The sequence below is a fragment of the Methylosinus sp. LW4 genome, from assembly GCF_000379125.1.
GTDB lineage: Bacteria > Pseudomonadota > Alphaproteobacteria > Rhizobiales > Beijerinckiaceae > Methylosinus.
Genome location: NZ_KB900626.1, coordinates 1,092,675 through 1,114,599, shown reverse-complemented (window position 1 = coordinate 1,114,599; position 21,925 = coordinate 1,092,675). Strand labels below are relative to the sequence as shown.

Sequence of the window (21,925 nt, the reverse complement as noted above, 5' to 3'; positions counted from 1 at the left end):
AAAATATTCCCAGCGCAAACAGATAGTTGCGGCCAAAAGTGGGCGCTCGATCTTGAGCATAGCCGAGATAATATGTCAACAATGGGGCGCCTCCGCTTCCACGCCTGCTTCAGCGCGTGCAGAAAAGCGCGACGAAACGCGGCCCGTCGCGATTTCGTCGACGGACGATATGCTCTAGACTTGCGGCCCGTCGCGGCGGGATTCCCAGCGCGGCGAGGACCGGGCCGGTGAGATGACGATTTCGAGATTGACGCAATTTTTGGCTTTGGAGACCGGGCTTCCGACTGTCCTTCCTCCCGATCTGCGCATTTACGCCGTCGGCGACATTCACGGACGCGCCGATCTTCTCGACACGCTCGCGCGGCGGATCGAGGCGGAGCTCGACGCCGCGCCGGTGGAGACGCTGACCATCTTCCTCGGCGATTACATCGACCGCGGGCTGCAATCCTCGACCGTGGTCGAATGGCTGAGCCGGCGCGATTTTCCGACGCCATTCATCGCGCTGCGCGGCAATCACGAGGAGATTTTCATGCGCTTCCTCGAGGACGAGTCCGTGCTCGAGAACTGGCGCAAGTTCGGCGGCGTGGAGACGCTGCATTCCTATGGGGTGGACGTCTCCTCCATCATGCGCGGCCGCAATTACGAGGAGGCGCGCCGCGCGCTGACGTCCCGACTGCCGGATCACCATCTGCAATTCCTGCAGGAGACGCGGCTGACGGCGAGCTTCGGCGATTATTTCTTCTGCCATGCGGGCGTGAAGCCCGGGGTCCCGCTCGCCCAGCAGAAGGCGGAGGATCTGCTCTGGATCCGCGAGGCGTTTTTGAGCTTCGAAGGCCGCTGGGAGAAAATGATCGTCCACGGCCACACGCCGGTCTCCGAGCCGGATATTCAGCCCAATCGCATCAATGTCGACACGGGGGCTTTCGCGACCTCGGTGCTCACCGCCGTCGTGCTCGAGGGCGACAGCCGCCGCATGCTGTTCGCGGACCGCTTCTGACCGCGCCGCGAGCGATGCGCGAGCACGCGAGGACGGCGTTCTGGCTCGATGCGCGCAGCCGCAAGCTCCGCGCCGCGGCGCAATTCCTCCGCCGGCGCTGGCCGCCGCTGCTCGGCGCGATATTCCTCGCGCTCCTCGCCGGCGCGGCGTTCCTGGCCATGGCGACGCCGCGCTACACGGCCTCCGCGCAATTGCTGATCGAGATGCGGCCGGATCGCTCGATCGGCGCCGATGCGATCTTGGCGCATGCGCCGGTCAATCGGCAGACGATGAAGAGCGACATCGCCGTCATAAGATCGGCCGCGCTGCTGCGGCGCGTCGTGGAGCGGGAGAGGCTCGCCGACGATCCCGAATTCGGCGCCGCCGCGCTCGACCGTTTGCGCAGCGCCCTCTCCGTCGCCCAGCTGCGCTATTCGCCAGTGATAAAAATCGCCGTCACCGCGACCGATCCGGCGAAAGCGGCGCGGCTCGCCGATGCGATCGCCGACGCCTTCGTGGTCGACAGGCTGGACACGCGGCTCGAGGCGGCTCGGCGCGCCTCCGCCTGGCTCGCCGAGCGGCTCGTCGCGCTGCAACGCCAATCGCGCGCCTCCGAGGAGGCGCTGGCGCAATTTCGCGCCGCCGCCGGCCCCTCCACGCCCGCGGAGCAGCAGTCCGCCATCGCGCAGCGCGCGGCGGAGGCGCGGGCGGAGGCGGCCGAGCGAAAGGCCCAAATAGAGCTTAGGCAGTCGCCCGGCCTCGGCGGAGCGCTCGACGAGCTTCGCCAGCGCGCCGACCAACTCTCCCGCCGCGAGGCGGAGCTGCGCGCCCGCTATACGGCGGCGCATCCTTCCGTGATCGCGCTGCGCGCCGAGATCGCCGATGTCCGGCGCGCCATGGACGCCGAGCGACGCCGTCTCGCGGCCGGCGCGCGCCAGGAGCTGGAGCAGGCGGAAAAAAGCAGCGAGGCCGCCGAAGCCGCGCTGCGCGAGATTTCCGAATCCGAGGCGCGCGGCAAGGAGCGGCTGGTGCGGCGAAACGAGCTGGAGCGCGCCGCCGCCGCCGATCGCAAGCTGCTCGACGAGACGATGCGCCGCGCGCGCTTGGTGGAGGAGCAAGCCAAATTCGAGCCGCGCGACGCGCGAATCATATCGCCGGCCCTCGCGCCGAGCGCCCCGTCCTGGCCCGACGCCGAGCAGACGCTGCTGATCGCGCTGGCGCTCGGCGCGATCCTCGGGCTCGGCGCCGCCTATGCCTGCGAATTGAAGGATGCGGGATTCACGACGATCGCGCAGATCGAGACGACGCTCGCCCTGCCCCTGCTCGGCTCCATTCCCAAAATTGCATCGAGCGACCCCGCCCTCGTCGATCTCGTGCGCGCAAAGCCTCTATCGCGCGCCAGCGAGGCGCTCCGGGCTCTGCGCAGCGCCATCGCCATGAGCGATGTGGACGATCCGCCCAGGCTGATTCAGCTCGCCTCCGCCGTCCCTGGCGAAGGAACGACGACGATCGCCGCCGCGCTCGCCGCCTCCGCCGCGCAATCGGGCCTGCGCACGCTGCTGATCGACGCCGATCTGCGCCGCCGCGCCGCGTCGAAGCTCTTCCTCGCCGAGGAGAGGCCCGGCCTCGTCGAGCTGCTCATCGGCTCCGCGAGCCCGATCGCCGCGATCTTCTTCGATGAGACGCGGGGGCTGTGGGTTCTTCCGGCCGGCGGCGAGATACAAGCTCCCGCCGATCTTCTCGCCTCCGAGAAGATGAAAACGCTCCTGGCCGCGCTGCGCGGAAGCTTCGATCTCGTCATCGTCGACACGCCGCCGCTCGGCCCCGTCGTCGATCCGATCGTCGTCGCCGGCCTCGTCGATAAGACAATCATCATCATTCGCTGGGCGGCGACGGCGCGCGAGACGGTCGCCCATGCGATCGAGCGGCTTCCCGATCGCGGCGGAATAGCGGGAGTCGCGCTCAATCTGGTGAGCGAGGCGAAGGCGCGCAAATACGGCCCCTACGCCTATTCGCCCTATGCGGGCGGAGGCGCCTTCGACGCCTATCATATCGAGTGAGACGCGCCGACGAGCGAGCTCCGCGGCGCGGCTTCTGTCAGGCTTCGGCGGCGGCTCTGCCGCGCGCCGGCGCGCCGCGCTTCTTCGCCGCGGCGGCGCCCTTCGCCGACGGCTTGCGGCCGAGACCCAGCGATTTGGCCAGAGCCGAGCGCTGCGCGGCGTAATTGGGCGCGACGATCGGATAATCGCTCTTCAGATCGAAGGCGGCGCGATACTCCTCCGGCGTCAGCTTGTGCTCGGCCTGAAGATGACGCTTCAAGGATTTGAACGGCTCGCCACAACAAAGGCAAGAAATCGCATCCGCGGTGATGGATTTCTTCACAGGAACGGCAGGCCGCCACTGCTTAGCCTCGCCCTCCGTTGCATTCGTCGTCTCGGCGTCGCCACCGCCGAAGGCTTTTTTCACGGCCGCGATGACAGAGGGAAGATCGAGAGGCGCAACAGTATTATTCGAAAGATAGGAAGAGAGTATCTGCGCGACGAGCGCTTTGTCTTCGGCTTCGGACATGGCTTTTTCCTCCGCGGTCGAATCTTATCGATTGGAGCCGATATCGAAGTCGATTGCAATCGGCGACTTCCCGCGCCCAAAGATTCGGCCCCAGTAACAAGCTCAATTTCGATGATATAGGCCGCGGAACGTCGAATTGAAATAGAAACTCCGCCGAATATCGCCGCGGCGCGGCCACGCACTGTAGGGGACGCCAGGCGACCGACAAAAAAATCGCCCGATGAGCTTTCGTCATCGGGCGGCGGAACAGATCGTGCGTAGGGTAGATCAGAATGGTGGGCGCGACAGGGATTGAACCTGTGACCCCTACGATGTCAACGTAGTGCTCTCCCGCTGAGCTACGCGCCCCCGGCGCCGTTCGGATGCTTGCTCCGTCCAGCGCGAGTGACGCCCGTATAATGGCTGTCGGGCCGAGGCGCAAGCGCCCTTCGACAGTTTCCACGCCCTGTCGTAAAACCGCGGCCTCGGCGTCGCCGAACGTTAAGATTTCCTTCCGCACGCAATGGCTTCGGGCGAAATAATTCATTGCCCCGCGACGACTTCGCCCCTTGCGGGCCTTGGAATTCATGTCACACTGACGTCGTCCTTCTGTCATCAACCAAAGGAGGCGCCGTATGTCGCTACAGACCCATCTCGTCGAGCTCGAACGCCGCCATCAGGCGCTCAAGAAAGAGATCGAGCAGGTTCAGCACCATCCCCGATACGATGATTCGAAGCTCCACGAACTGAAACGCAAAAAGCTTCAGCTCAAGGACGAGATCAACAAGCTGCGGCAAGGCGTCAGCCTGCACTGAGCAGATTGCGATAGAGGTCTAGCGTCGAGGCGGAGAGCTGCTCTCCGCCTTTTTTTGTGGCGGGGGACGGCGCCCTGGCCGATGCGGGCGCCCGGCTTGCTTCGCGGCGTCTATGGTCGCAGAATTTTCTGCCATAGCGAGAGCCGAGAATCCCCATGCCCCCTTCCCCGCGCTATCGCGCCGAAACCCTCCACGCCACGCTCGGCGACGGCTTCTTCGACCCTGTGGAGCCCGCGCGCTTTCCGCAGCACATATTGCGCTATCGCAATCAGCGATGGGCGGCGCGCGTCGGCCTGGACACGCTGACGGAAGAGGAATGGATCGCCCATCTCGGCCGTTTCGAGCCGCTGCCCGGCGGCTTTCCGCAGCCGCTGGCGCTGCGCTATCACGGCCATCAGTTCCGCACCTATAATCCCGACATAGGCGACGGCCGCGGCTTTCTGTTCACGCAGCTGCGCGACGCCGAGGACGGACGCCTGCTCGATCTCGGCACGAAGGGCTCGGGCCGCACGCCCTGGTCACGCCAGGGCGACGGCAAGCTCACGCTGAAGGGCGGCGTACGCGAGATTCTCGCCACAGAGATGCTGGAGGCGCAGGGCGTCGACACCTCCAAGAGCTTCAGCCTGATCGAGACCGGCGAGCCGCTCTATCGCGGCGACGAGCCGTCGCCGACGCGCTCCAGCGTGCTGGTGCGGCTCTCCCATTCGCATATTCGCATCGGCACGTTTCAGCGCCTCGCCCATCTCGACGACCAGGAGGGGCTCGGGCGGCTCATCGACTATTGCGTCGCCAATTATTTTCCCGAGCTGGCCGGCGAGCCGGCGGAAAGCCGCGCCGGCGCTTTTCTGGAGCGCGTCGTGGCGCGCGTGGGGCGACTCGGGGCGCGCTATATGGCCGCAGGCTTCGTCCATGGCGTTCTCAACTCGGACAATATCAACGTCACCGGCGAGAGCTTCGACTATGGGCCGTGGCGCTTCGCGCCGCGCTATGATCCGCAATTCACCGCGGCCTATTTCGACGACAGCGGGCTCTATTCCTTCGGCCGTCAGCCGGGCGCGCTCGGCTGGAATCTCACGCGCCTCGCGGAGACCATTCTGCCGCATGTCGGGCTGCAGCGCGCCGAGCAGATTCTCGGCGGCTTTCAGGCCGTCATCCAGCGCGAGTTCCAGCTCGCTCTGCTCGACCGCTTCGGCCTGCTGCCGGCGGAGGATCCCGAGCAGGACGCCGCGCTCGCCAAAGGATTGCTGGAATTTCTCGGCAAGACGCAGGCGCCCTTCGAGCAGACCTTCTTCGATTGGCGCGGCGGCATGGCGAGCCGCGAGCGCGCCGCCGCGAGCCCGGAGGCCGCCGCCTATGACGCGCCGGAATTCCAAGGGCTGCGCGCGGCGCTGGCCGCGCATGCGACATCGCCCGCCGCCAATCTCGACCATCCCTATTTTCGTCGCCCCGTCCCCTGCACTATGCTGATCGAAGAGGTCGAATCGATCTGGGCGCATATCGCGGAGCGCGACGATTGGAGCGCGCTCGCCGACAAGGTCGCGCAGATCGCTTCGATGCGCGAAGCCTATGCGCCGGCGCCTGCCGGGGGATGACATTCGGAAAATGAAGCGCTCGCTATGCGTCTCTCTGTTTCTCGCTCTTTCGAGCGCCGCCGCCGCCAAAAATCTGCTGATCGACAAAGTCCCGCCGAGCGGGGCCTGCTTCTTCCGTCGCTATGACGAAGCGCATTTGCGCGCGCATCCCGGCCAGACCGTCGTCTCCGTGCGGCTGTCGCTGCAGCGCGAACTCGCCACGACGCCGGAGGACGCGCGCGATCTGCGCGTCGAGCTTCGCCACAAGGGCCATGGCAAGCCCTTCTATGTCGTCGGCGGCTGCGTTTGGAGCGAGGAGGCCAATCGCGACGTCTCCGGCTCCCGCCTCGTCCGCTCCTTCCGCAAGGACGCCACCGCCCAATGCATGGCGCGCGGCGGCCTCGGCGGATCGGCCGAGGAAGGCGGCGCGTTTCCCATCGATCTCGCCGAGGATGGCGTTTCGGTCACGCTCTACCTGGACGAGGGCGTGAGCGGCTGGCGCGGCCCGGACCAGAAGAAGAAATCCGTCTATCTGGAGCTGACGCGCCAAAACCGCGTCTTCGAGCTGGAGCGCGTCGATCCGGCCGCCTGCGTGGAGCTGGACAAGTCGATCGCGGTCGATTGAGACGGAAGATTAACGGGAAGGCGTCGCCGCCTTCTCATTAGGACTTGAAGATGAACATGATGCGAGGCGATAATCCTCGCGTCACGACTCGCCGCCGAGCGGCGCTCGGGCAGGTTGGCGAATGGTGGATGAGCTGAACGAAGCCGAACGCGATGCGATCCGGCAAGAAGTCGAGCGGCTGAGGCTCGAGCACAAGGACCTCGAGGATGCGATCGACGCCCTTCTCGCGGTCGGCGCCGTGGACCAGCTGCAAATTCAGCGGCTGAAGAAAAGAAAATTGCTGCTGCGCGATCGCTTGGCGTTTCTAGAGGATCAGCTCACGCCCGACATCATCGCCTGATGCGGGCGAAAGCGGCGCTACTTCCACATTCTGAGGCCGATCGCCACGGCGAGCGAGACAATGGCGACGATCGCGAGGACCGCCACGAGCCTTACGGTTTCCTTGCTGTCTTGGGCGCTCCCCATACGGTCCTCCGCCGTTATTTTTTCAATTTTGGCGAGCCTATGCCTGTCCTAGAGAGATACAATATGCCGAGATGCGGCGGAACAGCGCAGCAGGTTCCCGACTCGGACAGCATTTTAGCCGCCCGAGGCTTCAATCATCCTATCTTACACGTTTAGCGCCGGACGGCCAAAACCTCCCGCCGCCGGCGGGCGATTTTTCTTTTTGAAATCTCCGCCGCTCCACCGCCGTTGACACGCGCGGCGGAAGAGGCTCCCCTCTCCGCGGCGACGCCGAGCACGAGCGACATCTCGATCTTTCGGCGGATCGGAGGCGCGCATCATGGGTCGTAACGAGCGGGGCCGCAAAATATTTCTGGCGGCCCATCGCTACATCGGCCTTTTCGCCGGCGCGGTTTTCGTCCTCATCGGGCTCAGCGGCGGCCTGCTCGCCTTTCGCGAAGACATAGACGAATGGCTGAACGCTCCGCTCATGCGCGTCGAGCCGCCGACGCCGGCCGTCATGCGTCCGCTCGACGAAATTCTCGCGGCGGCGACCGCGGCCATGCCGGCGGAGAGCCGTCCCGAGCGCATCACTCTGCCGCGTCATGCGAAAGCTGCGGCGATCATCGCCTATATGGTCGAGACCGACGATCTCGACAGCTCGTTCCGCCAGATTTTCGTCGATCCGTACCGCGCCGAAGTGACCGGCGACCGCTTGCTCGCGCATGGCGACGATGTTTTCGCGCAGCCGCTCGTGCAGATCGTCATGGCCTTTCATTGGACGCTGCTGCTCGGCGTGAACAACGCCTATCTCATCGGCTGTCTCGGAATTGCGCTTTTCGTCTCGATCATGCTCGGACTCTCTCTCTGGCCGCCGCGCAATGGCGATTGGCGGATGGGACTGACGATCAAATGGGGCGCGAGCCGCGAGCGCATCGTCTATGACGCGCATCGCAGCGTCGGCGCCTATTTCGCCATTCTGCTGCTGGCGACGCTCGCCACCGGAATCGCGATGATCTTCAAGCCGGCGACGCATTCGCTGGCGACGCTGATCTCGCCCGTGCGGCCCGAGCCGGACTTTGGACGATCGACGCCGATCGACGGCCGCGCGCCCATCGGCCTCGACGCGGCCGTCGCCAGCGCGGACAAGATTTTCCCGAAAGGTCGGCTGCATTGGGTGCTGCTGCCGAGCGGCGACGATGGCGTCTATGTCGTCGGCAAGCAGTCGGAACGCGAGCCCAACCGCGCCAAGACATTCCGCAATGTCAGCGTCGATCGTTACAGCGGAAGCGTGCTGCAGATTCAGGACCGCGACGATTTCACCACGGGCGAGAGGCTGCTCGAATGGCTGTTCCCGCTGCATTGCGGCGAGGCTTTCGGCGTTCCGGGCCGCGCGCTGGTCGCGCTGACCGGCCTCACGCCGCTCGCCCTCTATGTGACCGGACTATTGCGATGGCGGCAGAAGCGCCGCGCTCGGCGTAAATAGATCACTGACCGACCGAGATCGGCATGGCGATCTTGTCCTCCTCGCCCTTGCCTTCGCCGAAAGCGAGCTCGAGGAGATATTTGCCCTTGTGATCGACCGAGGATTCCAAGGTCACGAAGCCGGCCGGATGCGGCTTCGAAGGGACAGAGGTCAATAGCTCGAGGCCGCCTTTGGCGTCGCTCTTGTAGAAGGCGAGCGCGACGGATTGGCTCCGCACATCCTTCTCCATCAGCGTGACGGAGAAGATCACCTTGCCGGTGCCCGGCACACGATCGCAATATTCGTCATATTTGCTGAGGTCGGTGATGGGGCCGCCGGCGCTGCTGTCCGAATCCCCGAGGAAATAAGTGGTCAGCCGCGCCGAATAGAAATCGCTGACCTTGAGACAGTTGGCCATGGTGCGATCACCCGCCTTGACCGCCGGCCGATAGAGATGCGCGTCAAGAAGATCATTCCAATAGAGGCTGAAGGACGGTCCCCAGAGCGAATAGGTGAAAGCGGCCGCATTGCCGGCGGCGATCGCCACGACGGCGAGGAACAACAACAAATTCATCCGGCCGTTGGGACTCATCGCGGCGGCTTCCTTTCCCTTAAGCTGCGCTCGATCGGCGCTATTGCGGCCGCACCTCGAACTCCCAGGCGCCGCTGACGAGATGGCCGTCGGCCGATAGCGCGCGGTAGCGGACCGTATATTTTCCGGGGCCGAGCGGATTGACGCCGACCGAGACATGGGCCGGATCGGCGCGATCGATCGCGGCGTCGCGCTTGTCGACCCGCTCGCCGGAGGCGGCGATCACCGCCAGCGCCGCGAAAGCGTCCCTTATGCCGGCGTCATACCAGACATCGACCTTGCCGATGTTTCCGGGCGCGACGCCATCCTGCGCCGGCGAAGTGCGCACGACGATGGCGTGAGCCCATGCGCGCGGCGAGGCGAGACAGACAGCGAGGCCGAGCAGGAGAAGCGCCGCGCAGCGCGGCGCGACGGCTGTTCGACGAGGAGCGCGATGAGGAGCGGCGGCGGGAAGGTTCATGGTTTCCGTTTGTCGTGCGTCCCGTGATGCTAAGCGCCCTCTCGCGCGTGAGCAAGGCGCTCGCGCCGCCAGCGATTGTGCGACGCAGCGAGCGCGCCGGCCCGCCTCGACCCTATCCGCTTCGGCCTTGTCTCGGCCGGGCTGATATGCACTATTTCAGCTTCTTGCATACGTCGCCGTGTCACGAAGCGTCAAGAGAGACGATGGCGAGGGAGAGATGATGAGAATAACGCCTTCGCCCTTCGCCCTGCTCCTCGCCATTCTCGTCCTTCTCGGCGGCGGGGCGGCCGCGCGGGCGCATACGGCGGACATTTCCAGCAGCCGCATCGTGCCGGAAGGAGGCGGCCGCTATCGCCTCGACGTCGGTTTTCTCGGCGCCGATATCGAGCGCATGTTCGCCGAGAGCAAGCCGAGCGCCGCCGATGTCGATCTCACCGAGCCCGGCGTGATCGAGGCGATGATCGGCAAATTCATTCAGAGCCGCGTCGCCCTGCGGAACGAGGCTGGCGAAACCTGCCCGAGCGAGATCGTCTCGGTAGGCTCGGACCCCGCCAATCCGCGCGATTCGAAGGTCGTGCTGCGCCTCGATTGCAGCGCCGTCGCGGGACAGATCTTCTATGACCCCTATCGGCTGCTGGAGGCGCAGGGACGCCGCGCGAAGCATCTCGTCGGCATAGGCGAGCGCGACGCCGACGAGCGCCTCACCGAGGCGCAGCGTCTCGGCGCGGAGCCGGCGCCCGGCGAGGCGATGGTCTTCCCCGGCGACGCGCCGATCGATCTCTCCAAGCCGCTGCTGACGCCCTGGCAGCTGGCGCCGAAATTCTTCGCCGCCGGGATCGAGCACATAATGACCGGCTACGATCATTTGTGCTTCCTCATCGCGGTGATGCTGTGGGCGACGCGCGTCTGGCCGGTCGTGAAGCTGGTGACGGCCTTCACCGTCTCGCATTCGGTGACGCTGTCGCTGGCGGCGCTCGGCCTCGTCGATCTGCCGAGCCGCTGGGTGGAGATCGCGATCGCTCTGTCGATCATTTACGTCGCCGTCGAGAATTTCTTCACCTGCAAGGTGGAAGGCCGCTGGCGCGACACTTTCGTCTTCGGCTTCATCCATGGATTCGGCTTTGCGAGCGGGCTCATCGAGATCGGCGTGCCGCAGCGCGCCCTCGTGCCGGCGCTGGCGAGCTTCAATCTCGGCGTCGAGGCGGGGCAGATCGGCGTGGTGCTGGTCGCGCTGCCGCTGCTTTTGGCGATCGATCGATTTTTCTCCCATGGACTGCGCGATCTGCGCCTCGTGCGCGCCGTCTCCGCCGTCATCGCCTGCTTCGGCGCCTATTGGCTGGCCGAGCGCATTTTCGGCGTCGGCTGAGGCCCCGCGACCAATGCGCGCATGAATTGCGACACGCACCCTTTTCAATAGGGACATCTACGTATATAGCGTTACGTAACGGCTTGCCGTGACAGCGCTTGCCGCGATCGAGCGCCTTCCGCGCGAGCGCGGCAAGCAAAGCGTTTTTAGACAGTAGAGCCGATTATGCTAGAAAATTTCACCCAATTTCGAGAGGCCGACGATAAGGACGTAGATTTCGTCGAGCCGCATCCTGGCCGCGCTTTCGGCGGCCGCCTCGCCTATGAGCTGCCGCTCGTGAGCGTCGTCATCACCAATTACAATTATGGCCACTTCCTGCTCGAGGCGCTCAATTCGGCGCTCACGCAAACCTATCCGCGCATCGAATGCATCATCGTCGACGACGCCTCGACAGACGAGAGCGATCTCGTCCTTCGCGCCATTCGCGCCCGCCATCCGCAAGTCGCGATCGTCGCGCATGCCGAAAACCTCGGCCAGACGGCCGCCTTCCATACCGGCTTCGCCGCCAGCTCCGGCGCTTATGTGGTGTTTCTCGACGCCGACGACATGCTCCTCCCCAATTTCGTCGAGACGCATATCTTCGTGCATTTCTCGCTGCGGACGGCGGTCGGCTTCACCTCCTCGGACATGCTGCAATCCACCAATGAGGGCGTCGTCCGAACCTCCTGGAGCGCGTTCGGCGATTTCATCGCCTCGGGACGCGGCGTCCGCAAGGAGCGCCTGCGCCCCTTCCATCTTTGCGGCGATCTCTGGCCCTTCGCGCATGCGCCGCTGGACGATGTGAGCGCCCGCGTGCATTTCATCGACGCGCATGAGCTGGGCGATTGGGTCTATGCGCCGACCTCGGGCAATTGCTTTCGGCGTGACGCGCTGACCTTGCTGCTCGGCGGAGGCGGCTCTATGCCGCTCCGGCTCCATGGCGACACTTATCTCAACAAAGGCGTGCGGCTGCTCAGCGGCGTCGCGCTCATCGACGCCCCGCTGACCATCTATCGCATTCACGGCGGCAATGGATTCGCCGGCCACGCCGAGCTCTGCGGCGTTCACAACGCCGATCCGACAAAGGCGTTCAAGGCGGAGTATTTCGCCTGGCGCGCGGTCGTCGATCGGCTGATCGACGATGTCGGCGCGCTGACCGATCGCCTCGGCGTCGACCGCTATGTCAGCGCGCTGATCTGCCTGCAGAAATCCCACATCGTTCACCCGGACTTTCGGGAAAACGAGAGCCTCTCGCGCTATATCGAGACGCGATTGGCGGCGCAGGCGGATCGAATTCGCGCCAGCCTCGGCGCGGACGCATTCGCCGAGCTGTCGAGACGCGTGACGCGCGCCCGCAAGCGCCATATCGGCGCGAAGAGACGCGCCCCGCGCGCCTGGGTGAGGCCCATTGCCGAGTTTTGTCTGACCTTCGGACGCTTGCTCAGTCTCCCGGGGCTGAGCAAAATCGGCGATCAGCTCTGGCATTACTGAGGAGCGCATCGCCGAGAGCGGCGAAGCGCGAGACTCGGCGCCCACGCTTGCATCACAGGACTCGACCGCCTACTCTGTGAGCAAGCCGAAGGTTTCCCGGAACCAGACGCAACAGCGAGACGCCCCGACGCCGGATGTAAGCGCGGGGCGTTTTTGCATTTGGCTCTATGTCGGCTCGGGCGGCTCGACGATAGACGCATCAGTAATAGCGATAGTGGCGATGCCGGTGAGCGTGGCGACGCCAACCGTAACGCCGGGGCGCGGTGACTGCGCCGATGATCGCGCCTCCTGCCGCCCCGACTGCCGCGCCAGCGAGCGTAGGGCCGGCAAGGCCTCCAGACGCCAGAGCGCCGATGCCCGCGCCACCGAGTCCGCCGATGATCGCGCCGCCTGTGGCGCGTTGTCCGGGAGTGTAACAGCCCGAGAGAGACAGCGCAGTGACGAGCGTGACTATGAGAATCAAAGCCTTCCGCGGCAGCTGTCCATTCGCGAGAGCAATCATCGCAACAACCTTCCACTCTCTGCGAGCCGTCGCCTTATGGCCATTCCGGCTTCGCTGCTCGTCTCAGCCCAGGCCAAGCTTCTGATCGAATTGCGCCGATTACGTGGAGTCGCGCGTTGACGCTTCAGGCTCGAGGAGTGCGCCTGCAGCCAGCGGCATATTATCGACGTCTCGGAGCGCGGACGTGCGCAGCCGTTCGCGGGCATATATTCGACGCTACCGACCTTAAGGCGTTGAAGTTATTGGCGCGCCCAACGGGAATCGAACCCGTGTTTTCGCCGTGAAAGGGCGACGTCCTAGGCCTCTAGACGATGGGCGCGGGCTGCGCCGACCGGAGGGCGGCGCGAAGCGGGCGCAGATATAGAGGGCTGCGCTCGGGCTGACAAGCGCCAAGACGGCCTTCTCACAAGCCGAGCGCGAGGCTTCGACGGCGCCGACGTTGCACATCGCCGGCAAAGGCCCTAGAGGCGAGGCCATGCTCTCCATAGACGATCTCACTTACAGGCTCGGCGAGAGGCTGCTCTTCGACAAGGCCTCGGTCTTCGTGCCGCCGCGGACGCGCGCGGGCTTCGTCGGCCGCAATGGCGCGGGCAAGACGACGCTCTTCCGAATCATCTGCGGCGAGATCGCCGGCGAGAGCGGAACCATCTCCCTCCCCGCCAGGCTGAAGATCGGCCGCGTCGAGCAGGAGGCCCCGGGCGGACCAACGGCGCTCGTCGATTTCGTGCTGGCCGCCGACACCGAGCGCGCGACCCTGCTGGAGCGCGCCGAGACCGAGACCGACCCGCATGAGATCGCTGAAATCCAGACGCGCCTCGTCGATATAGACGCCCATGCGGCGCCGGCGCGGGCGGCGGCGATCCTCTCCGGCCTCGGCTTCGACGCGGAGGCGCAGCGGCGCCCGCTCTCGGAATTTTCGGGCGGCTGGCGCATGCGCGTCGCCCTCGCCGCCGTGCTGTTCTCGCAGCCGGAGCTGCTGCTGCTCGACGAGCCGACCAATTATCTCGATCTCGAGGGCACGCTCTGGCTCGTCGATTATCTCGCGCATTATCCGGCCAATGTCGTCGTCATCAGCCATGATCGCGATCTGCTCGATGCGGTCGCGACGCATATTCTGCATCTCGATCGCGGCAAGCTGACGATCTACAAGGGCAATTACAGCTCCTTCGAGACGCAACGGCTGGAGGCGCGCGCGCTCGCCGCCAAGGCCGGCAAAAAGCAGGAAGAGCGCCGCCGCGAGCTGCAGGCCTTCGTCGATCGTTTCCGCGCCAAGGCGACCAAGGCGCGTCAGGCGCAATCGCGCCTCAAAATGCTGGCGAAGCTGGGGCCGGCCACGGCGGTCGTCGACGACGAGGTGCTGCCGATCTATCTGCCCTCGCCGGAAAAGCCGCTGTCGCCGCCGATCATCGCTTTCGAGAATGTGAGCGTCGGCTATGGCGAGCGCACCGTGCTGTCGCGCCTGTCGCTCAGCCTCTCCAATGACGATCGCATCGGATTGCTGGGCTCCAACGGAAACGGCAAATCGACCTTCGCCAAGCTGCTGGCGGGACGGCTCGAGCCCAAGAGCGGCAATATGGTGCGCGCCGCCAAGCTGGAGGCGGGATTTTTCGCTCAGCATCAGGTCGATGACCTCAACGAAAAGGACTCGCCCTACTCCGTCTTCGCCGCGCTGATGCCCGGCGCGCCCGAGGCGCGCATTCGCGCGCGGGCGGCGCAGACGGGCTTTTCCGGCGCGCGGGCGGACACCAAGGTGGAGCGCCTCTCCGGCGGCGAGAAGGCGCGGCTGCTGCTCGGCGTCGCCTCCTTTTATGGACCGCATCTGCTCATTCTCGACGAGCCGACCAACCATCTCGACATCGACAGCCGCGCCGCGCTGGTCGAGGCGATCAACGCCCATGAGGGCGCGATCGTGCTGGTCTCGCATGACCGCTATCTTCTGGAGGCCTGCGCCGATCGCCTTTGGCTCGTCGAAGGCGGCACGGTGAAGGCCTTCGACGGCGATGTCGACGAATATGCGCGTTACGTTCTGGCGCGCGCCAATGGCGACGCCCGCGAGCAGCGCAAGGAGGAGGAGCCGCGCGAGGCCCCTCGCCCGCTCAAAGGCAAGCGCGACGCCGGTCAGTCGCGCCGCAAGCTGGCGGCGGCGGAAGAGCGCATGAAAAAGCTGGCCGAGCTATTGGCGCGCGTCGACGCCGCGCTCGCTGATCCGAGCGCGTTTTCGCGCAATCCGCAGGAGGCCAATCGCCTCGCCCAGCAGCGCGCCGATCTCGCCTCGGCGCTCGCCGAGGCGGAAGATCAATGGCTCTCGCTCTCGGACGAGGGGTAGGGATTCAGGCCGATTTGCGCAGGACCAGATCGGCGAATTCCTGGTGGCGCGCGATATAATCGGCCACGAAGGAGCATTCGGGAACGACCTTCAACCCGCGCGCCCGCGCCCATTGCAGCGCGCCGCGGATCAGCTCCGTGGCGGCGCCTTTGCCGCGCAGCGCCGGCGGCGTCTCTGTATGGGTGAAGACGATGGCGCCGGGCGCCATGCGGTAATAGGCGACGGCCGTTCCGTCTTCGAGATCGAGCTCGAAACGATCGAGCTCGACATTGTCGTGGACAGCGCCATGCGCCTTGCGCGGCGCGCTCTTCAGCTGGGCGATCGAACCCATTTCTCGTCTCCTCGATTGCCCACCGCCGATGTCGAGGTGGTGAATGCAGTGCAGCAAATTAAGGGCCAGACGTTAATTTTTCTGGCCTCGGCGGGCTCGGCTCTCGCCTCGCTGTCGGTTTTCCGCCACGCCGGCGACGGCCCACGCCCTCGCCTTCGATTCGCCTCTCTCACATGAGAAACGCCCATTTCTGTGGCGCGCTTGAAAGGCTCGAGCGGATGGGCACAATGCCGAAATGAGCGAATCTACTTTGTCTACCGTGGTCGAGACCGAGCCGCCGCCGCGCTTGCGCGCCTTCGCGCCCTTCGAATGGATGGTCGCCTTCCGCTATGTGCGGACGCGGCGCGCCAATGGCTTCGTCTCGGTGATCGCCGGCTTCTCCTTTCTCGGCATCATGCTGGGCGTGGCGACGCTCATCGTCGTAATGTCGGTGATGAACGGCTTTCACCGCGAGCTGATGGACAAGATCGTCGGCATTGACGGCCACGCTTTCGTCCAGGCGGCCGAGCGGCCGCTGAACGATTGGGCCGAGGTCACGGCGCGGCTGCAGCGCCTGCCGGGCGTCAAGCTCGTCGCCCCCATGGTGGAGGGCGCAGCCGGCGTCTCCTCCCCCTATGGGCAGTCAGGCGCGCTGGTGCGCGGCATACGCGAGCAGGACATTCTGCGTCTGCCGGGCCTCGCCGGCAATGTGAAGGACGGGACCTTCCAGGGCTTCGACAGCGCCGGCGGCGTCGCCATCGGCCAGCGCCTCGCCGAGTCGCTCGGCGTCCGCGTCGGCGACAATATCAGCATCCTCATCGCCAAGGGCGCCTCCACCCCCTTCGGCGTGGCGCCGCGCATAAAAGCCTATCCGGTGACGGCGATCTTCCAGATCGGCATGTCGGAATATGACCGCGTCTTCGTCTACATGCCATTCGCCGAGTCGCAGCTCTTCTTCAATCACGAGAATGAGGCGACGGTGATCGAGGTCTTTCTCGACGCGCCCGACGCCGTGGACAAGTTCCGCGCCGACATAGACGCCAATATCGATCGGCCGATGATGCTCACCGACTGGCGGCAGCGCAACAAGACCTTCTTCGACACGCTGCAGGTCGAGAGCAATGTGATGTTCATCATATTGACGCTAATCGTGCTGGTGGCGGCGCTCAACATCATCTCCGGCCTCACCATGCTGGTGAAGGACAAATCCTCGGACATCGCCATTCTACGCACCATGGGCGCGACGCGCGGCGCGGTGCTGCGCATCTTCCTCATCATCGGCGCGTCCATCGGCGTCGTCGGCGACATCGCCGGTTTTCTGCTGGGCCTGACGCTCGCCAAAAACCTCGACGCGATCCGGCTGCTACTCAACAAGCTCATGCACGCCAATCTGTTTCCGGCGGAGCTTTATTTTCTGTCGCGCCTGCCCTCTATCGTCGAGCCGCGCGAGGTGGCGCTCGTCGTCGTCATGACGCTCGCGCTCGCCATTCTCGCCTCCATCTATCCAGCCTGGAAAGCGGCGAGCCTCGATCCGATCGACGCCCTGCGCCACGAGTGAGGCCCATGACAGTTCTCGAGCTTTCCGGCGTCGCCCGCCATTATCGCGAAGGCGACGGGCGTCTGGACATTCTCATCGGAGCCGATCTCACGCTCGCAGCCGGCGAGACAGTGGCGCTGATCGCGCCTTCGGGCGCCGGCAAATCCACTCTGCTGCATATCGCCGGCCTGCTGGAGCGCGCCGACGACGGCGAGGTGCTCATCGCCGGGCTGGCGACCTCCGACATGAGCGACAATGAGCGCACCAGCCTGCGCCGCTCGACGATCGGCTTCGTCTATCAGTTCCACCATCTGCTGCCGGAGTTCACCGCGCTCGAGAATGTCGCGCTGCCGCAGGCGATCAACGGGCTGGATCGCCGCGAAGCGGAGCGGCGCGCCGCGGAATTGCTCGATTATCTAAGGCTCGGAGCCCGGGCGAAGCACTTGCCCTCGCAGCTGTCGGGCGGCGAGCAGCAGCGCGTCGCCATCGCTCGCGCGGTCGCCAATGCGCCGCATGTTCTGCTCGCCGACGAGCCGACAGGCAATCTCGATCCGCGCACCGCGGAGCATGTCTTCGCGACATTGATGACGCTGGCGCGCAACACCGGCCTCGCCGCGCTGGTGGCGACGCATAATCTCGATCTCGCCGCTCAGATGGATCGCCGCGTCACGCTCAGCGACGGCCGTCTCGTCGAGCTCGCTTGACGCGTTCCGGCCGGACGCACGCCCGGCCGGAGCATTCATGACCAAAAAGATCAGGCCGACTTCTTTTTCTTGTCGATGAAGCTGTTCTTATACCAGAGGCCGAAGCCGACGAGGCCGAGCGCGGCGAAGAACACGGCGATAATGGTGTTCTTGTCTTCCGTGGTGCCGACCGCGAAGGGGAAGCGCGAGACATATTCGCGTCCATCGTCGGCCTTCGCCTTCACGAGACCGATGAAGTTGCCCTTCTTGGTGAAATTATATTCGAAGTTGAGCGTGCCGGTGCGGTATTTCTTCGGCGGCAGATAAACCTCGGTGTTCTGCTCGAGATTCTCATTGTCGTCGCTCTGGCCGACATTGCGGAGAATGCGGATCTCCAGCGCCATGTCGCGCAGCTCGTCCTGCACCGCGTCCAGCACGATGATCGTCGGGCCGACATCGGGAATGTCGTCGCAGAAAATCTCGCGCGACTTCAGCGGCTGATAGCCGGTGAAGTTCATCGTGTCGGGGCCGATCTTCATGATGCATTGGCCGGTGTCGGAGCTCACGCCGCCATGCGCATGGGCCTCGCCGACCAGTCCGGCCGTCGCCATGGCAAGAGCGACCAGAAGTCGAAGATTCATCTTTTCTCTCCCTATCCATGTTTGTCGCCGCTTCTCATGAGCGGCTGCAGCACTCTCGCCGACCGTGGCGTCGATGACCGCGATGCGACTCGGCCTCTCGGGCCGATCTCCGCTCCCGGCTTTTAGCACACACTCCTATCGACATAGGGACGAAGTTTTCGCCCGCAAACGAGCCGGCGCGGAAATGCCGCGGCCCTCGGCCGCCGGCGAATGAGGCCCCGATCGCCCGCAGCTCGTGCTCCAGCGCTGGCTTCCACACTTTCGGGCGGTCGGCTCCAGACCTTCAAAATCCGCCAGCGGCAAAAAGTCGCAACCCGTCCAGCCGGCCTGAATCGGGAGATTACGTACGTAAATTTTGTTGCGGGAATTAACCATGAGCGAAGACGCGGCCGAAATTTCTTTAAAAATTTAAGTAACTCGGTAAGAATTGTGAAACCATTCGAGATAGGAGACGAAACATGAATGCGGTAGTTTCGAAGAACGACATCACCTCCGCTGTCGCCGCTGAGACTTATGTTTCCCCTTCCGACTTTTCGGATCCGCTGGATTTCATCCGTCAGCGTTCGTCGCTGGAGATCCATCGCATGGATGATCTGGATACGATCCTGGTGAGCAAGCTCGCCTGCGGTTTCGATCGCGACAGCATCGAGGGCCTGACCTTGTTGCTGCGCAAAATTTCGGAAGGCCATCTGCCCGGTCTCAAATATCTGGTTTTCGACTTCGCGCACTGCGACGATTCGACGGCGGTCGCCGCGGAAGGCTTCGACGAGCTGGCGTCCGCGACCGCGCGGCTCATTCTCGACGCGCCGGTCATATCGATCGCATGGGCGAGGACCTATCTGAACGGAGCGGATCTCGACTTCGCCCTCTCCTGCTCCATGATGGTGGCCGACCGCTATGCGCGCTTCTGCTTCGAGGCCGACCTCGCCTCGGCCATCGGCGTCTATGGCGCGCTGGCGCAAAAGCTCGGCTTCGTGAAAGCCGAGCGGCTGATGGAAAATGGCGAGATCCTCACCGCCGAGCAGATGCAGGAACTCTGCCTCGTCAAGCATATCGTCGAGAATGGCGAAGGCCTGGTGGGCGCGGAGAGCTATGTGCGGCAATGCGGGCGCCGCTACAACGCCTCCTACAGCATGTTCCGCGCACAGCGCATCAGCGCCCCGCCGGTGCGTCGGGTGGAGACGGCCCCCGCCGCGAGCCGGCGCGTCTGAAAGGGCATTATATCGCGAGACGAAATTTCACCCGGCGCCCGCGGAAGGTGGGCGCCGGGCGCTTCTTTCAGGCGACGACCTTCAGCTTGCCGCCGCGCGCGACGCCGGAAAACATCTGCGCCAGCTCCTCCTGCGGCTTCGCCGTGCTGTAGAGAAAGCCCTGCATCAAATGCACATTCTTCGCGAGCAGCAAGGCGCGCTGCTCATGCGTCTCGACGCCCTCCGCGACGAGATCTATGCCGAGCTCGGCGGTCAGCAGCGACACCGCGCCGACGATCGCCTGCGTTTTGCTGGAGACGCTGAGCTCCGAGACGAAGCTGCGATCGAGCTTCACCTTGTCGACAGGAAAACGATTTAGATAGCCGAGGCTGCTGAAGCCCGTTCCGAAATCATCGAGCGACAGGCGGACGCCGATCGCGCGCAGGCCGGCGATCTTGGCGGCGGCGTCCTCCGTGTCCTGCATGAGCGTCGATTCGGTGATCTCGATCTCGAGCCGGCTCGGCTCCAGCCCCGCGGCGTCGAGCGCGCTGCGAACCCGATCGATCATGTCCGGCTGCTGGAACTGCCGCGAGGAGAAATTCACGGCGACCCGCGCCGCCGAAGGCCACAGATGCGCGTCGCGGCAGGCGCGGCGCAGCACCCATTCGCCCAGCTCGACGATCATCCCCGTCTCTTCGGCGATCGGGATGAAGGAGGAAGGCGGCACATAGCCCAATTGCGGATGGCGCCAGCGCGTCAGCGCCTCGCAGGTCGAGATGGATTGGTCGCGCGCGTCGTAGATGGGCTGGTAATGAACCTCGAGCGTCTCGGTCCTGAGCGCCTCGCGCAGCTCGCGCTCGATGCGCCGCTTGCTGACCAGCGCATCCTCCATCGACGTCTCGAACCATATGGCCTGCCGGCGGCCGGCGGCCTTGGAATGATACATTGCGAGATCGCCGCATTTCAGCAGCCCCTCGACGGAGACCGCGTCCCGCGGCGCGATGCAGAGGCCGACGCTCGCGCCGATGACGATCGTATGGCCCTCCACCACATAAGGACGGCCGATCGCCTCGATGACGCGGCGCGCCAGCGCGTCGGCCGGCGGCGTCTCGATCGTCGGATGCATCAATATGCAGAACTCGTCGCCGCCGAAGCGCGCCACCATATCGACCGAGCGCACGCATTCGCGCAGGCGCTCGGCGACGGCGCAGAGAAGCCGGTCACCGATCGTATGTCCGAGCGTGTCATTGACCTCCTTGAACTGATCGAGGTCGATGCACAAAAGCGCGAGACTAAGCCCGCGCTTGCGAATGTGCCGCAGATCGCGCTCCAGCCGCTGCTGGAACTGGAATCGATTGGCGAGGCTGGTCAAAGTGTCGAAATGCGCGATCCGCTCGATCTCGCGCGCCGCGCGTCTCTGCTCGGTCACATCCTCGACGACGGTGACGAAGGCGCCATTGTCGGCCGGCTCGCAGCGAAAATCGAAGATGCGATCGCCGATCTCGCGAGAGAAGACGCTGGTGCGCGGCAGCGCGGAATGCGATTCCCATTGATCGGCGAAACCGCGCCATTCGGATTCCGGCATGGCCGCTTTGTCGGCGATCCGCCGCGCCAGCCCTGCGAGAGTGGTCGGCGCGCCCTCCTCGTTTATCTCGAAAAACTCGAGCAGGCGGCGATTGACGACCGTCAGCCTCTTGTCACAATTGCCCATGCAGAGCCCATGGCTCATGCTGTTCAGCGCCGATTTGAAGCGCCGGCGCTGTATGTTGGCGTCACGACCGTTGCGCAGCGCCGATTCGAGATTTCCATGCAGGAATTTCGTCGTCGAGCGCAACGAGACCATGACGAGAACGAATATGGAGGCGAGGCCCCAATAGCGCAGATCGTCATGCAACAGCGCAGCAACAGTCAGCGGCGTGCAGAGACCCAGCATTTGCGCATAGACGATTCTGGGGCTTCCCGCATTGCGTCCGGCGAGCATGCCGACGCCGCTCATCATGATGACGATGCCGTAATAGCCGCCGATCTCGTCGTGATGCTCCGAGAAGAGGATCGCGACGCTGAAACCAACCGCGGTCATGAAGCCGACGCCGCCGACCGCGTAGCGGATTTCCCATTTTCGCGCGTCGCGCCGGCGCTCCTCGAGCGGCGTCATTGTGTGGGCATAGAGAACGTAGAGGCGATAGGCGGCGAAGCAGGCCATCACCGCCGTCAGGAGGAGATAGATGTCGTGCCGCGTCATCATCCAAGCGCTCAGCGGCGCGATCATCCCGCCGACGAGTCCAGCGGCGAAGGATCCGGGTGTGCCGAACAGCGTCTCGACGAGATCGCGATAAATCTCCTCGCGGATCTCGCTATCCTCGATTTCGCTCGCATTGACGTTCGACGACATGGAACGGTCTTTC

At 64.7% G+C, this 21,925-nt stretch carries 19 protein-coding genes and 2 tRNA genes; 13 read left to right on the top strand and 8 right to left on the bottom strand.

The window, feature by feature from the left end:
• Positions 1-232: 232 nt before the first annotated feature.
• Together METLW4_RS0105670 and METLW4_RS0105665 are read left to right on the top strand one after the other, a co-directional pair.
• Positions 233-997: a metallophosphoesterase family protein gene (locus METLW4_RS0105670; RefSeq protein WP_018265237.1), complete on the top strand. Its 765-nt coding sequence runs from the start codon at positions 233-235 to the stop codon at positions 995-997.
• 14 nt (positions 998-1,011) lie between these two features.
• The gene (locus tag METLW4_RS0105665; protein WP_018265236.1) at positions 1,012-3,036 is read left to right on the top strand and encodes a GumC family protein; all 2,025 of its coding nucleotides are present in this window, start codon (positions 1,012-1,014) and stop codon (positions 3,034-3,036) included.
• 37 nt (positions 3,037-3,073) lie between these two features.
• On the opposite strand, the gene METLW4_RS0105660 is transcribed toward METLW4_RS0105665, so the two are convergent.
• Positions 3,074-3,544 carry a MucR family transcriptional regulator gene (locus METLW4_RS0105660; RefSeq protein WP_018265235.1) on the bottom strand — a complete coding sequence of 157 codons (471 nt, stop codon included), beginning with the start codon at positions 3,542-3,544 and terminating at the stop codon, positions 3,074-3,076.
• Positions 3,545-3,817: 273 nt separating this feature from the next.
• Positions 3,818-3,892, bottom strand: a tRNA-Val gene (locus METLW4_RS0105655).
• A gap of 266 nt (positions 3,893-4,158) precedes the next feature.
• Here METLW4_RS0105655 and METLW4_RS26985 point away from each other — a divergent pair.
• The 5 genes from METLW4_RS26985 (at position 4,159) to METLW4_RS0105625 (ending at position 8,464) form a co-directional block, all read left to right on the top strand.
• A complete protein-coding gene (locus METLW4_RS26985) occupies positions 4,159-4,338 on the top strand; it encodes a YdcH family protein (protein WP_083919220.1) in 180 nt (59 codons plus the stop codon).
• A 155-nt stretch (positions 4,339-4,493) separates the two neighbouring features.
• Positions 4,494-5,930 (top strand): protein adenylyltransferase SelO, encoded by a 1,437-nt coding sequence (locus METLW4_RS0105645; protein ID WP_018265233.1) that lies wholly within the window; start codon positions 4,494-4,496, stop codon positions 5,928-5,930.
• Positions 5,931-5,940: 10 nt separating this feature from the next.
• On the top strand, positions 5,941-6,534 hold the full coding sequence (locus tag METLW4_RS0105640) for a hypothetical protein (protein WP_157234922.1): 594 nt from the start codon (positions 5,941-5,943) through the stop codon (positions 6,532-6,534).
• A 121-nt stretch (positions 6,535-6,655) separates the two neighbouring features.
• Positions 6,656-6,874 (top strand): YdcH family protein, encoded by a 219-nt coding sequence (locus METLW4_RS0105635; RefSeq protein ID WP_018265231.1) that lies wholly within the window; start codon positions 6,656-6,658, stop codon positions 6,872-6,874.
• A gap of 444 nt (positions 6,875-7,318) precedes the next feature.
• On the top strand, positions 7,319-8,464 hold the full coding sequence (locus METLW4_RS0105625) for a PepSY-associated TM helix domain-containing protein (protein ID WP_018265228.1): 1,146 nt from the start codon (positions 7,319-7,321) through the stop codon (positions 8,462-8,464).
• Between the two features lies 1 nt (position 8,465).
• Here the strand turns inward: METLW4_RS0105625 and METLW4_RS0105620 are convergent, their stop codons facing one another.
• The gene (locus METLW4_RS0105620; RefSeq protein ID WP_026191283.1) at positions 8,466-9,035 is read right to left on the bottom strand and encodes a hypothetical protein; all 570 of its coding nucleotides are present in this window, start codon (positions 9,033-9,035) and stop codon (positions 8,466-8,468) included.
• Positions 9,036-9,075: 40 nt separating this feature from the next.
• Complete coding sequence (locus tag METLW4_RS0105615; RefSeq protein WP_018265226.1) at positions 9,076-9,495, bottom strand: copper resistance CopC family protein; 420 nt, start codon at positions 9,493-9,495, stop codon at positions 9,076-9,078.
• Positions 9,496-9,712: 217 nt separating this feature from the next.
• Here METLW4_RS0105615 and METLW4_RS0105610 point away from each other — a divergent pair, with 217 nt between their 5' ends.
• A complete protein-coding gene (locus tag METLW4_RS0105610; protein ID WP_018265225.1) occupies positions 9,713-10,861 on the top strand; it encodes a HupE/UreJ family protein in 1,149 nt (382 codons plus the stop codon).
• 165 nt (positions 10,862-11,026) lie between these two features.
• Positions 11,027-12,331, top strand: a complete 1,305-nt coding sequence (locus METLW4_RS24090) for a glycosyltransferase family 2 protein (RefSeq protein WP_018265224.1) — start codon at positions 11,027-11,029, stop codon at positions 12,329-12,331.
• A 745-nt stretch (positions 12,332-13,076) separates the two neighbouring features.
• Here METLW4_RS24090 and METLW4_RS0105595 read toward each other — a convergent pair.
• Positions 13,077-13,152: transfer RNA gene (locus METLW4_RS0105595), tRNA-Glu, on the bottom strand.
• Positions 13,153-13,308: 156 nt separating this feature from the next.
• Here METLW4_RS0105595 and METLW4_RS0105590 point away from each other — a divergent pair.
• On the top strand, positions 13,309-15,159 hold the full coding sequence (locus tag METLW4_RS0105590; RefSeq protein WP_018265223.1) for an ABC-F family ATP-binding cassette domain-containing protein: 1,851 nt from the start codon (positions 13,309-13,311) through the stop codon (positions 15,157-15,159).
• Between the two features lie 4 nt (positions 15,160-15,163).
• Here the strand turns inward: METLW4_RS0105590 and METLW4_RS0105585 are convergent, their stop codons facing one another.
• A complete protein-coding gene (locus tag METLW4_RS0105585; protein WP_018265222.1) occupies positions 15,164-15,490 on the bottom strand; it encodes a GNAT family N-acetyltransferase in 327 nt (108 codons plus the stop codon).
• 235 nt (positions 15,491-15,725) lie between these two features.
• Between METLW4_RS0105585 and METLW4_RS0105580 the strand changes: the two genes are divergently transcribed.
• Both METLW4_RS0105580 and METLW4_RS0105575 read left to right on the top strand, forming a co-directional pair.
• On the top strand, positions 15,726-17,027 hold the full coding sequence (locus METLW4_RS0105580; RefSeq protein ID WP_051079618.1) for a lipoprotein-releasing ABC transporter permease subunit: 1,302 nt from the start codon (positions 15,726-15,728) through the stop codon (positions 17,025-17,027).
• 5 nt (positions 17,028-17,032) lie between these two features.
• Positions 17,033-17,710, top strand: coding sequence for an ABC transporter ATP-binding protein (locus METLW4_RS0105575; RefSeq protein WP_018265220.1), 678 nt, complete (start codon positions 17,033-17,035; stop codon positions 17,708-17,710).
• Between the two features lie 50 nt (positions 17,711-17,760).
• Here METLW4_RS0105575 and METLW4_RS0105570 read toward each other — a convergent pair whose 3' ends face one another.
• Positions 17,761-18,330 carry a hypothetical protein gene (locus METLW4_RS0105570; RefSeq protein WP_026191280.1) on the bottom strand — a complete coding sequence of 190 codons (570 nt, stop codon included), beginning with the start codon at positions 18,328-18,330 and terminating at the stop codon, positions 17,761-17,763.
• A 458-nt stretch (positions 18,331-18,788) separates the two neighbouring features.
• Here METLW4_RS0105570 and METLW4_RS0105560 point away from each other — a divergent pair, with 458 nt between their 5' ends.
• Complete coding sequence (locus METLW4_RS0105560) at positions 18,789-19,541, top strand: hypothetical protein (RefSeq protein ID WP_018265217.1); 753 nt, start codon at positions 18,789-18,791, stop codon at positions 19,539-19,541.
• A gap of 67 nt (positions 19,542-19,608) precedes the next feature.
• On the opposite strand, the gene METLW4_RS0105555 is transcribed toward METLW4_RS0105560, so the two are convergent.
• Positions 19,609-21,912, bottom strand: coding sequence for a putative bifunctional diguanylate cyclase/phosphodiesterase (locus tag METLW4_RS0105555; RefSeq protein ID WP_018265216.1), 2,304 nt, complete (start codon positions 21,910-21,912; stop codon positions 19,609-19,611).
• Positions 21,913-21,925: the final 13 nt, after the last annotated feature.

Bases quoted from the DNA above. Each gene is read 5' to 3' on its own strand.
- METLW4_RS0105640 (WP_157234922.1), top strand. From the start codon at position 5,941: ATGAAGCGCTCGCTATGCGTCTCTCTGTTTCTCGCTCTTTCGAGCGCC.
- METLW4_RS0105610 (WP_018265225.1), top strand. From the start codon at position 9,713: ATGATGAGAATAACGCCTTCGCCCTTCGCCCTGCTCCTCGCCATTCTC.
- METLW4_RS0105670 (WP_018265237.1), top strand. From the start codon at position 233: ATGACGATTTCGAGATTGACGCAATTTTTGGCTTTGGAGACCGGGCTT.
- METLW4_RS0105635 (WP_018265231.1), top strand. From the start codon at position 6,656: ATGGTGGATGAGCTGAACGAAGCCGAACGCGATGCGATCCGGCAAGAA.
- METLW4_RS0105555 (WP_018265216.1), bottom strand. From the start codon at position 21,912: ATGTCGTCGAACGTCAATGCGAGCGAAATCGAGGATAGCGAGATCCGC.
- METLW4_RS0105620 (WP_026191283.1), bottom strand. From the start codon at position 9,035: ATGAGTCCCAACGGCCGGATGAATTTGTTGTTGTTCCTCGCCGTCGTG.
- METLW4_RS0105570 (WP_026191280.1), bottom strand. From the start codon at position 18,330: ATGAATCTTCGACTTCTGGTCGCTCTTGCCATGGCGACGGCCGGACTG.
- METLW4_RS0105665 (WP_018265236.1), top strand. From the start codon at position 1,012: ATGCGCGAGCACGCGAGGACGGCGTTCTGGCTCGATGCGCGCAGCCGC.
- METLW4_RS0105580 (WP_051079618.1), top strand. From the start codon at position 15,726: ATGAGCGAATCTACTTTGTCTACCGTGGTCGAGACCGAGCCGCCGCCG.
- METLW4_RS0105660 (WP_018265235.1), bottom strand. From the start codon at position 3,544: ATGTCCGAAGCCGAAGACAAAGCGCTCGTCGCGCAGATACTCTCTTCC.
- METLW4_RS0105560 (WP_018265217.1), top strand. From the start codon at position 18,789: ATGAATGCGGTAGTTTCGAAGAACGACATCACCTCCGCTGTCGCCGCT.
- METLW4_RS0105625 (WP_018265228.1), top strand. From the start codon at position 7,319: ATGGGTCGTAACGAGCGGGGCCGCAAAATATTTCTGGCGGCCCATCGC.
- METLW4_RS0105615 (WP_018265226.1), bottom strand. From the start codon at position 9,495: ATGAACCTTCCCGCCGCCGCTCCTCATCGCGCTCCTCGTCGAACAGCC.
- METLW4_RS0105590 (WP_018265223.1), top strand. From the start codon at position 13,309: ATGCTCTCCATAGACGATCTCACTTACAGGCTCGGCGAGAGGCTGCTC.
- METLW4_RS0105575 (WP_018265220.1), top strand. From the start codon at position 17,033: ATGACAGTTCTCGAGCTTTCCGGCGTCGCCCGCCATTATCGCGAAGGC.
- METLW4_RS0105585 (WP_018265222.1), bottom strand. From the start codon at position 15,490: ATGGGTTCGATCGCCCAGCTGAAGAGCGCGCCGCGCAAGGCGCATGGC.
- METLW4_RS26985 (WP_083919220.1), top strand. From the start codon at position 4,159: ATGTCGCTACAGACCCATCTCGTCGAGCTCGAACGCCGCCATCAGGCG.
- METLW4_RS0105645 (WP_018265233.1), top strand. From the start codon at position 4,494: ATGCCCCCTTCCCCGCGCTATCGCGCCGAAACCCTCCACGCCACGCTC.
- METLW4_RS24090 (WP_018265224.1), top strand. From the start codon at position 11,027: ATGCTAGAAAATTTCACCCAATTTCGAGAGGCCGACGATAAGGACGTA.